Annotated in this window: 8 protein-coding genes and 1 pseudogene; 3 read left to right on the top strand and 6 right to left on the bottom strand. The window is 68.1% G+C overall.

Annotated features, from left to right (window positions below; translation table 11 throughout):
* The first annotated feature begins 95 nt into the window (after window positions 1–95).
* Window positions 96–1,643, top strand: a complete 1,548-nt coding sequence (locus tag NI18_RS07060) for a PAS domain-containing protein (protein WP_306286268.1) — start codon at window positions 96–98, stop codon at window positions 1,641–1,643.
* Between the two features lie 16 nt (window positions 1,644–1,659).
* On the opposite strand, the gene NI18_RS07055 is transcribed toward NI18_RS07060, so the two are convergent.
* The 3 genes from NI18_RS07055 to NI18_RS07045 all read right to left on the bottom strand — a co-directional run bounded on the left by NI18_RS07055 (window position 1,660) and on the right by NI18_RS07045 (window position 3,922).
* Window positions 1,660–2,055 (bottom strand): response regulator, encoded by a 396-nt coding sequence (locus NI18_RS07055; RefSeq protein ID WP_031439515.1) that lies wholly within the window; start codon window positions 2,053–2,055, stop codon window positions 1,660–1,662.
* Window positions 2,056–2,165: 110 nt separating this feature from the next.
* Window positions 2,166–2,786, bottom strand: a complete 621-nt coding sequence (gene metW / locus NI18_RS07050; RefSeq protein WP_031439516.1) for a methionine biosynthesis protein MetW — start codon at window positions 2,784–2,786, stop codon at window positions 2,166–2,168.
* On the bottom strand, window positions 2,783–3,922 hold the full coding sequence (locus NI18_RS07045; RefSeq protein WP_031439517.1) for a homoserine O-acetyltransferase: 1,140 nt from the start codon (window positions 3,920–3,922) through the stop codon (window positions 2,783–2,785). Before NI18_RS07045 ends, metW begins: the two co-directional genes overlap by 4 nt.
* 73 nt (window positions 3,923–3,995) lie before the next feature.
* Between NI18_RS07045 and hisC the strand changes: the two are divergent.
* Both hisC and NI18_RS07035 read left to right on the top strand, forming a co-directional pair.
* Window positions 3,996–5,092 (top strand): annotated as a pseudogene (gene hisC / locus NI18_RS07040) (histidinol-phosphate transaminase).
* Window positions 5,092–6,000 (top strand): prephenate/arogenate dehydrogenase family protein, encoded by a 909-nt coding sequence (locus NI18_RS07035; RefSeq protein WP_037529033.1) that lies wholly within the window; start codon window positions 5,092–5,094, stop codon window positions 5,998–6,000. Before hisC ends, NI18_RS07035 begins: the two are co-directional and overlap by 1 nt.
* Window positions 6,001–6,043: 43 nt before the next feature.
* Here the strand turns inward: NI18_RS07035 and NI18_RS07030 are convergent, their stop codons facing one another.
* The 3 genes from NI18_RS07030 to NI18_RS07020 are packed head-to-tail and all read right to left on the bottom strand — an operon-like array spanning window position 6,044 to window position 7,664.
* On the bottom strand, window positions 6,044–6,712 hold the full coding sequence (locus NI18_RS07030; RefSeq protein WP_347574817.1) for a lysophospholipid acyltransferase family protein: 669 nt from the start codon (window positions 6,710–6,712) through the stop codon (window positions 6,044–6,046).
* Window positions 6,709–7,245 carry a YdcF family protein gene (locus NI18_RS07025; protein ID WP_037529032.1) on the bottom strand — a complete coding sequence of 179 codons (537 nt, stop codon included), beginning with the start codon at window positions 7,243–7,245 and terminating at the stop codon, window positions 6,709–6,711. Before NI18_RS07025 ends, NI18_RS07030 begins: the two co-directional genes overlap by 4 nt.
* Complete coding sequence (locus NI18_RS07020) at window positions 7,242–7,664, bottom strand: FtsX-like permease family protein (RefSeq protein WP_157840496.1); 423 nt, start codon at window positions 7,662–7,664, stop codon at window positions 7,242–7,244. Before NI18_RS07020 ends, NI18_RS07025 begins: the two co-directional genes overlap by 4 nt.
* Window positions 7,665–7,762: the final 98 nt, after the last annotated feature.

Raw genomic sequence — 7,762 nt, 5'->3', positions numbered from 1 at the left:
GTCGGCGGCAGCGGTGGCGGCGCGCGCGGCGGCAGCTTTGGCCAGACCGGCGGGTTCTCGGACGATCTCGACGACGACGTGCCGTTCTAAGCATCGTGACGCCGCCCGTTTCGACTCCAGTAGCGCCGAGCGTGTACGACGAGGCGGCGCGATCACGCGTCATCTCGTCCTACGATGTCGCGGGCGCGCGCATGCAGGGTGAGCTGGACGACATCGTGTCGTTCGCAGCCCGGTTGTGCGATGCGCCGATCGCACTGCTGAGCCTGGTCGAGGAGGAATATCAGCGGTTCCTTTCACGCAGCGGCACCGATCTCGACCAGACGCCGCGGAGCCAGTCCTTCTGTGCGCATGCGATGCACCATCACGACGTGATGGAAGTGCCCGACGCGCAGGCCGATCCGCGGTTCGTGGACAACGCGCTCGTCACCGGTGCTCCGCATGTCCGCTTCTACGCGGGGGCGCCTCTGGTCTCGAGCGAAGGCGTGCCGCTCGGCGCGCTGTGCGTGCTGGCGACGACCTCGCGGGCGGGGCTTACGCCGTTCCAGCGTGACGGGCTGACACTGCTGGCCAAGGCGGCGATGGGGCGGCTCGACGATCGCCGGACCGCGCGCGAACAGGCCTTTGCCGAGGCGCGGGCGCGGCGCACGCTCGAGGCGAGCGATCTGCGGTTCCGGACGCTGGCCGATACGATGCCGCAGATGGTCTGGTCGACGCTGCCCGACGGCTTCCATGATTATTACAATGCGCGCTGGTACGAGTTTACCGGCACGACGCCCGGCACGACCGATGGCGAGGGCTGGAACGACGTGTTCCATCCCGAGGACCAGGACCGCGCCTGGACGATCTGGCGCCATTCGCTCGCGAGCGGCGAGCCCTATACGATCGAATATCGGTTGCGGCACCGGGACGGCACCTATCGCTGGGTGCTCGGCCGCGCTTTGCCGGTACGCGACGACCAGGGCGCGATCACGCGCTGGTTCGGGACCTGCACCGACATCCACGAGCAGAAGCTCGCCTATGAAGAGCGCGAGGTGATCAGCCAGGAGCTGAGCCACCGGATCAAGAACATCTTCGCCGTCATCGCCGGACTCATCGCCTTTTCCGCGCGCGGCAAACCCGAATTCGCCGGGATCGCGACCGACCTGCGCCACCGCATCACCGCGCTGGGCCGTGCACACGACTTCGTCCGCCCGCACAGCACCCAGTCGCGTCCGGAAGCCCCGCAGGACAGTCTGAAGGGCCTGCTGGGCGATTTGTTCGAACCCTATCGGCAAGACGGGACGGATCGTCTGGTCGTGATCGGCGACGATGTGCGGATCGACGATCGTTCCGCGACCCCGCTCGCCCTGCTGTTTCACGAGCTCGCGACGAACGCGACGAAATACGGCGCGCTGTCGACCGTCGATGGGCATGTCGCGCTGACGATCGGGCATGACGGGGACGGCGCCACGGGCACGGTGCGTCTGACCTGGCGCGAGCAGGGTGGCCCGCCGATCGCGCACCCGACGAGCCATAAGGGTTTTGGCAGTCAGCTGATCGAAATGAGTGCGGTTCGCCAGTTGGGCGGGACGGTGCGGCGCGATTGGCGTCCCGAGGGGCTGTGCGTCGAGATCGGGGTCCCCCTCCCCTCCTTCTGCCGCTGACCGCGCGGTCTCCCCGTCAGTTCCCGCGCCGTCGGATCTGGATCAGTTCGCTACCGCCGCGTAGCGCCTGACCCGTGGTCGCCAGTTCGGCGGCGGCGAGGATCGCGGCATCGTTGAACGGCTTGCGGATATAGCCGAGGCAATCGGCGTCGCCGATCTGGCTGGGATTGGCGGTGACGAAGACGACCTTCACGCCGTGATCGCGCGCAATCGTCTCCGCAATCGACGGACCGGTCGGACCGTCGCGCAGATTGACGTCGACAAAGGCGAAATCGCATCCGGCCGCGGCGATGAGCGCGGTTTCGCGGTCCGCCGCGATCGCCACGACGTGATATCCCGCGTCGATCAGGATCCTTTCGAGATCCAGCGCGACGAAGATTTCATCTTCAACGATCATGGCGGTCTTGGTCATTGTCGTGGCAACCGTTGGCCGGGCTATCCGTTCCTTCGGTTTATTGATTTGAATCAAGAACGTGTAGCGAATTGAAACAAATAACCTGTGTTACCGGGGGAGCGCCCGGGTCATGCCCCCGGTTCGCCCCGCAACAGGAATACGGCGTGCTCGGCGAGCAGGTTGGCAGCCGCCGACGTCGTCTGCTTGTCGCCCGACAGGAACCAGGCACCCTCGACGATCACACCGCGCTGCCGGAGGAACGCCCGGAAGTCGTCGATCGTGACGTGATGGATGTTGGGGGTGTCGTACCAGCTTTCGGGCAATTGCCGCGTGACCGGCATCCGCCCGCCCCACAGCAGCGACAGCCGCACGCGCCAATGCGCGAAGTTGGGAAAGCTGACAAAGGCGCGCCGACCGATCCGCAGCAGATGGTCGAGCACCAGGTCGGGCGCGCGCGCGGTCTGCAATGTCTGGCTGAGGATCGCATAGTCGAAGCTGGCATCGGGATAGCCCTGCAGGTCGACATCGGCGTCGCCCTGGATCACCGACAGGCCGCGGCCTACCGCGGCCGCAACGTTGCCCGGATCGATCTCCAGCCCGCGCGCATCGACCGCGCGCTCGTCCCGGAGCGCCGCCATCAGCGCGCCGTCGCCGCATCCGACGTCGAGCACGCGCGACCCACGGTCCACGTGATGCGCGATGATCCCCAGGTCGGCGCGCAGCGTCTCCTGCTGCGTCGGGGTGCTCATGCCCCTGCCCTCAGAAATCCGTCGACGACGCGGTTGAGCTCGGGCGCCTCAAGCAGAAACGCGTCATGGCCGTACGGGCTGCTGAGCTCGACGAAGCTGACCGGCGCGCCTGCGGCATTGAGCGCCTGGACGATGCTGCGCGATTCCGCGGTCGGATAGAGCCAGTCGGTGTCGAAGCTGACGAGGCAGAAGCGCGCGCTCGTCGCGCGGAAGGCGTTGGCGAGCAGCCCGCCATGCTCCTCCGCGAGATCGAAATAGTCCATCGCGCGGGTGATATAGAGATAGGAGTTCGCGTCGAACCGGTCGGTGAAGGCGAGCCCCTGATGCCGCAGATAGCTCTCGACCTGGAAATCGGCGTCGAAGCCGAACGACTTGGCGTCGCGGGCCTGCAGCCGCCGCCCGAACTTCTCGGTCAGCCCGGCTTCCGACAGATAGGTGATGTGCGCCGCCATCCGCGCGACCGCGAGCCCCGCGGTCGGCGCGGACTCGTCGTGATAATCGCCGCCGCGCCAGTTCGGATCGGCCATCACCGCCTGGCGGCCAACCTCGTGAAAGGCGATGTTCTGCGCGGTGTGGCGCGCGGTCGATGCGATCACGACACAGGCGCGGACCCGGTCGGGGAAGGTCGCGGGCCAGCTCAGCGCCTGCATCCCGCCCATCGATCCGCCGACCACCGCCTGCAGCACGTCGATGCCGAGATGGTCGAGCAGCATTGCCTGTGCGCGGACCATGTCGCGAATCGTGATGACCGGAAACCCCATCGCCCAGGCGCGCCCAGTCGCGGGGTTGATCGTCGCAGGCCCCGACGAGCCCATGCAACTGCCGAGCACATTGGCGCAGACGATGAAATGCCGCGCGGGATCGATCGGTCGCCCCTCACCGACCATCCGCGTCCACCAGCCGGGCTTGCCGGTCCGCGGATGCGTCGAGGCGACATGCTGATCACCGGTCAGCGCATGACAGATCAGGACCGCGTTCGAGGCGTCGGCATTCAGCGTGCCATAGGTTTCATAGGCAATGTCGACCGGCGACAGCAGGACGCCGCCATCGAGCCGCAACGGTCCCGGCAAGGTCACGCGACGCGCCAGGCCGAAGCGCGCGTCGGTCGTCCGGTCGGGATCAATCGTGTCGAGCATGACGCGTCCGCTACCACAACCATTTGCCACTGCGCCACACCGACCGCTATGCCCCGCGGCCATGACAAACATCATGCCCGCACCCACGCCGAAGCCCTGGATCCTGGGGATCGCGCCGTACACGCCCGGTCGCTCGACGACCGATGATGGCCGCACGGTGATCAAGCTGTCGTCGAACGAGAACCCGCTTGGGACGAGCCCAGCGGCCAAGGCCGCGTTCGACGGCGCGGATCACACGCTCGAACGCTATCCCGACGCCAGCGCGACCGCGCTGCGCGAGGCACTGGCGGCGCATTACGACCTGGATCCGGCACGCGTGATCTATGGCACCGGATCGGACGAGATCCTGCATCTGGTCGCGGGCGCTATGCGGGCCCCGGCGACGAGATCATCCATGTCCGCTACGGCTTTGCGGTCTACGAAATCGCGACGCGGCGCGTCGGTGCCGAGCCGGTCGTCGTCGACGACCGCGACTATGCGACCGATGTCGATGCGATCCTCGCCGCGGTCACCGAACGCACCCGCGTCGTGTTCGTCGCCAACCCGAACAACCCGACCGGCACGTTCACGCCGCGCGCCGAGATCGCCCGGTTGCACGCCGGCCTGCCGCGCTCGGTGCTGCTCGTCCTCGACCAGGCCTATGCCGAATATCTCAGCCCCGAGGAGGATGATGCCGGCCTCGCGCTGGCGATGACCGAGGCGAACGTGCTCGTCACGCGGACCTTCTCGAAGATCCACGGCCTTGCCGCGGAGCGGATCGGCTGGGGCTATGCCTGCGCGCCGATCATCGATGCGATGCACCGCATCCGCGCGCCCTTCAACGTCACGACGGCGGGCCAGGCGGCGGCCGTCGCGGCGCTGGCGGATACCGGCTTTGTCGATGCGACTCGCGCGCACAACGACCGCTGGCGCGGCTGGTTCGTCGAGCAGGTCGCGCAGATGGGTAATGCCGGCCTGCGCTGCGTACCCTCCAAGGCGAATTTCGTGCTCGTCCTGTTCGAAGGTCAGCTGACCGCCGACGCGGCCTATCACGGGCTGATGGAGGCGGGGTATATCGTCCGCTGGCTGCCCGGACAGGGCCTTCCCAATGCGCTGCGCATCACGATCGGCACCGAGGATGAGACGCGCGGCGTGATCGCGGCGTTGCGCGCGCTGGTCGAGCGGGGCTGATGCTGCCGTTCGCACGCGTCACGATCCTAGGACTGGGGCTGATCGGGTCGTCGATCGCGCGCGGCGTGCTGCAGGCGATGCCGACGGTGCGGCTCACCGGCTATGACGTCGATCCCGCGGTGCGTGCGACCGCGGACCGGCTGGAGTTGTGCCACGACATCGCCGACACCGCGGGCAGTGCGGTGATCGACGCCGATCTGGTGATCCTGTGCGTCCCCGTCGGCGCGATGGCGGCGGTCGCGGCGGAGTTTGCCGCGGACCTGCCCGCCGAGGCGATCGTCAGCGATGTCGGCAGCAGCAAGACCGAGGTCGCACGCGTGCTGGCGGAGGCGCTGCCGGGCGCGACCGTGATCCCCGCGCATCCGGTCGCTGGCACCGAACGCAGCGGGCCCGAGGCGGGGTTCGCGACACTGTTCAACCATCGCTGGTGCATCGTCACGCCCCCCGCGGGCGCCGATCCGGCTGCGGTCGAGCGGGTCGCCGAATTCTGGCGGCGGCTGGGCGCGCAGATCGAGTTCATGGCCCCCGATCATCACGACCGGGTGCTGGCGATCACCAGCCATCTGCCCCATCTGATCGCCTACACGATCGTCGGCACCGCGAGCGATCTGGAAGAGGTCACCCAGTCCGAGGTGATCAAATATTCGGCGGGCGGCTTTCGCGACTTCACGCGCATCGCCGCGTCGGATCCAACGATGTGGCGCGACGTGTTCCTGACCAACCGCGAGGCGGTGCTCGACATGCTGCAACGCTTTTCGGAGGATCTGAGCGCGCTGCAACGCGCGATCCGCTGGGGCAAGGGCGACGAGCTGTTCGACCTGTTCACGCGCACGCGCGCGGTGCGCCGGTCGATCGTCGAACAGGGTCAGGACGACGACGCCGCCGATTTCGGCCGCGCGCACGACTGACCCCGCTCGGAGCGCCGCCAGCGGCGTCAGCCGTCGAGCGCGTTCATCGCCGCATGGACGCGCGCCTCGGCCTCCTCGCGTTTGAGACCGGCGGGGACGACCTCGCCGAAGCGGAAGGTGATGACGCCCGCCCGCTTGGGCCCCTTGCGCGGCCAGACGGTGCCGCTGTCGCAGGCGATTGGGACCGTCGGCATGCCGAGCGCGCGGTAGAGGCCCGCAAACCCGGCTTGAGCGGCGGATGCTCGCCGGGCACGACCCGGGTGCCTTCGGGGAAGATCAGGACCGAGCGCCCGGTCGCCTTGGCCGCGATCGCCTCGCGCATCATGTTGCGCAGCGCCTTGGCGGATGCGTCGCGGTCGACGACGATCGCACCATAGCGTCGCGCCGCCCATCCCCAGGCGGGGATGTCCGCCAGTTCGCGCTTCAACACGATCGCCGGCCCGTCGAGCAGCGCCTGAAGCTCGAGCGTCTCGAACATCGCCTGGTGCTTGCACGCGTAGAAGGCCGCGACGTCGGGCCTCGTCCCCTCGATCCGGATCCGGATGCCGAGGATCCAGCGCGTCGCCCAGCGGTGGAACCGCGTCCACACCGTCGAATGGACGATCACCGCGCGCGACCCGAACAGCGCGCTGATCGGCACGGTCAGCACGATCGGCGCCGAGATACTGTAAAAGACGATCATGAAGACGATCGTTCGTAACCAGGCGATCATGCGCCAAATCCTATCCACAATGCGATCCGTCGCAGGATCAACTTGTTGTATTCGTTGACCAGCGTCCCGAGCCGCGGGGTGCCGGGGACGCCGTCGCCGAGCACCAGCACCCGCGGCCCGAGCACTGCGGCAAGCTCCATCTTGGCGCGTGGGACATGCCAGTCCGAGGTGACGAGACGCACGGTACGATAGTCGTGCGTCTTGACCCAGCGCGCGGTTTCCTCGGCATTCGACCGCGTATCCACCGCATCTGCGCCGAGATCGACGCAACAGGCGAAGACGCTGGGCGAGGTGCGATATTCGAGCGCGAGGTCGATCGGGCGGACGCCGGGCGCGACTCCAGTCACCAGCATCCGCTTCGCCTGGCGGTCGCGCAGCAGCACCAGACCGCGATCGATCCGCCCTGCCCCGCCGGTCGGCACGACGATCGCATCGGTGGTCGAGCCATTGAGCGGTGGCGGCAGGAGCAGCATGAACGCGGCGAACCCCAGCGCCCAGACGAGCACACCGACACCCAGAAGGCGGACAATCACAGGGTCGTCCTCATCGCGCGCACGATCGTCGCGCGCGCAGCGACCATCGCCAGCACGATGAACCCGATCGGCATCGCGCCCAGCGTGGCCCAGTCGGTCGAGGACAACCGCCCCCCGTCGAGCAGTTCGGAGCCCAGCCCCTGCAACCGGGTCATGATCAGCAAAATGACGGCGATCGCGACGCCGGCACCGGCCACGCCGCCGATCGCGGCGTCGATCGCCACCCGACGCTGGAAGAGACGCGCGACCTGCAGATCGGTCGACCCCAGCATGTGCATGACCTCGATCGTCGCGCGGTGCGTTTCAAGTCCCGCGCGCGCCGCCAGCACGACCACCGCTGCGGTCGCGCCGGCCATCAACAGGACGATGCCGAGCGCGAGCAGCGTCAGCGATCGCATCACACCGCTGACGGGCGACATCCAGGTTTCGTGCCGGTCGCGCGCGCGGTCGGCGCGACGCCGCGAACCGCGCGCGCGACTGAGGCGACCGCGGCATCGTCCTGGCCGCCCAGATCGAC

This window comes from Sphingomonas sp. Ant20 (assembly GCF_000783375.1).
GTDB lineage: Bacteria > Pseudomonadota > Alphaproteobacteria > Sphingomonadales > Sphingomonadaceae > Sphingomonas > Sphingomonas aerolata.
Note: the sequence above shows the minus strand (reverse complement) of the source record. Positions and strands in the feature narration are given on the sequence as shown.